2 protein-coding genes are annotated in these 2181 nt (G+C 55.2%); one reads left to right on the plus strand and one right to left on the minus strand.

The annotated features are described in order from the left end of the window. Positions 1-531: 531 nt before the first annotated feature. Positions 532-1101: a hypothetical protein gene (locus DMG62_25280; protein PYY18795.1), complete on the minus strand. Its 570-nt coding sequence runs from the start codon at positions 1099-1101 to the stop codon at positions 532-534. Positions 1102-1587: 486 nt separating this feature from the next. On the opposite strand from DMG62_25280, the gene DMG62_25285 reads away from it, so the two are divergent. Beyond that, positions 1588-1989 (plus strand): hypothetical protein, encoded by a 402-nt coding sequence (locus DMG62_25285; GenBank protein ID PYY18796.1) that lies wholly within the window; start codon positions 1588-1590, stop codon positions 1987-1989. Positions 1990-2181 lie beyond the last annotated feature (192 nt).

Below are 2181 nucleotides of genomic sequence, written 5' to 3' on the forward strand. Positions count from 1 at the left end.
CAATAAGGTCAGAACCGAGGCGGTCTCATCTGGCGTGATGCTGTGCATGGCCGAACGATACCGAGGAGTTCTTGATGATTTGTTTCAAGTTGCAGTTAAATAAGTATTCCGAGCACAAAACGTAGTTAAGCAGAGATGGCCAAACGCACGTTTGCCGCCAGCCGCCCCGCTTCCTCACGATTGATCGCTTGTTTACCCGGTCATGATAGGCACGGCGCAGCATTGGAGCGAGACAATGAACGCGCTGATCGCCGTGATCTTCGTGCTCATTGATACCGGCATGGGGCAGGACGCCGCGATATGCTTGGCCAATCGTTACGCCGGTTGGCTGTTCAAGCGGCTATGCCTCCTCACTCCGGCGATCGCGCCGGCATAGGCCATCAACAGCGCATCATCATGCATGCCGCGATCGCAAGTGTCCTCGTCGCATGCAACACTTCCCGAATTTATCGTCACAGCTCGTCGAAATGTCTCCGCGCCTCAAGTTAAGGGATCAAGTTAATGTTGCGGGGCGCTGAACGGGTTCTCTGCTCACTCATGCTCGCGGACGAATTTAGCCCATTCCTGCTTCAGTATCTCCATCTCGGATAGGGAAGCTTTCTCCCAAAGACGCCGCTGCCGAAAGTGCTCGCCTGTCGGTCTGGTCATTTCTAGCGGTCCCTGCTGTAACGCGTCTAAGTCATGAGGGTCGGCGACGCCGTCCGCACTGCTCGGAAGTGTAGAATCGAGCGCATCGCCGATGCCATCCTGAAAATGACTGAGATACAGATACATGTGTCCAAGCAGATCACGCAGCTTCGGCTCCCGCTGCCACACCTCCCTGATGACGCCCTTCATCTTCTGTTTTGAGGCAGGCAGACGGGAGATGTCGAATTGGCTGGTCGGATGTCGCTCCATCAGCTCGCAAAACGCGCCCAGCAACTCAGCAGATGATTTCGGGGGTGGCACTACAGCCGGCGTCGCTGCCTCGTTCAGTTTCCAAATGATCTCCGCAGCAGACGAGCAATGCCAAACGGCATTCGTGAAGGCTGCCAAAGCAGGATTTCGGAACATGACGGGAAGCAGCCGCTCCGAAAAAAGTGAATTCAGAGTGGCGACCATTTGGGCTATTTTGTAGGCATTCTTTTCCTCGTATAATATTGACCCATATATACCAATGACAGGTTTCTTTGCTGTCTAATTCCAGCGTGGCTCCGCATCGGACCGTTTCGCTGGAATACAAGAGCTTCGGCAAGGGCAATCTCCAGACCTGAGGCGCGGTTATGGAGCTTCTGGTGGCGTAGCGATGCGAGGTGCATCTAAGCTTTCAATCAGGCGAATTGGTTCATGAATCGACTGCTCATCGCTTCGAACCACCGGCTCCCAAGGATATCACCGTCACACAGCGCAGCATCGTCCAACGGGTATTTACGCTTAGGTGGGTAGGTGGAACCGGGCGGAATTAATTGGTGCTGCGGTTAACGGTGCGTAAAGCTTAACGCCGCACCACAAATTGTCACAGCACAGTCATCCCCAAAGCCTTCTGCCGTAAACTAGTGCTTAACCATGCCCTGCCCACGCTCTCTCCAGACTGCAGGGAGAGGGGTAATGCATCAGATCGCACTCACCGACTCGCAGAAAAACGTGGTCCGGCGCTACGTCGAGGTATGGCGGCGCTGGCGTCCTGGCATTCGCGGCTTCGCCGAACTCGAACGACACCTGGAGAACGGCTTAGAAATGCTGGTCGACGGCCTCAGGGTCGACAACAGGCCCGGCTTTCCGGCCATCGCTGCAGATGCCAAGGATCAGAGATTTCATGCTGCCATGTTCAACGACGATGATGATGCTCTCGACGACATGACGGGCGAGGAGTTGGAGCAGGTTCGCCGATACATTCTTAACGGCAGCGGTGTCGTGCCGGTCCGTAAATGGCGGCGCCCGAAGCCGAGCGCTGCGAACGTGGTTACGCGTGTTCCTCCCGCAGCGCAGGCGTCTTGTGTCCAAGATTAACGAGAATACCGCGAATTTGACGAGCTTAACTGATCATCAATCCTACTGAAGAGTAAATGCCGGCAGTTCGTTCCGGAATGGTGAACAGTAGGAGGAATTAATGTTTGGGTCTCAAACTCGACAGGCCGCCCAGGTCAGCTCGTCAGCCCGCGGCGAGGCGAAGGAAGGTAAGCCAGCTGATCTAACCGAAAA

This window comes from Acidobacteriota bacterium (assembly GCA_003225175.1).
Classification (GTDB): Bacteria; Acidobacteriota; Terriglobia; order Terriglobales; family Acidobacteriaceae; genus Gp1-AA112.

What these genes read in the sequence shown, in the direction of transcription:
- DMG62_25280 (PYY18795.1), bottom strand. Translation starts at nt 1,101, where the DNA reads ATGGTCGCCACTCTGAATTCACTTTTTTCGGAGCGGCTGCTTCCCGTC.
- DMG62_25285 (PYY18796.1), top strand. Translation starts at nt 1,588, where the DNA reads ATGCATCAGATCGCACTCACCGACTCGCAGAAAAACGTGGTCCGGCGC.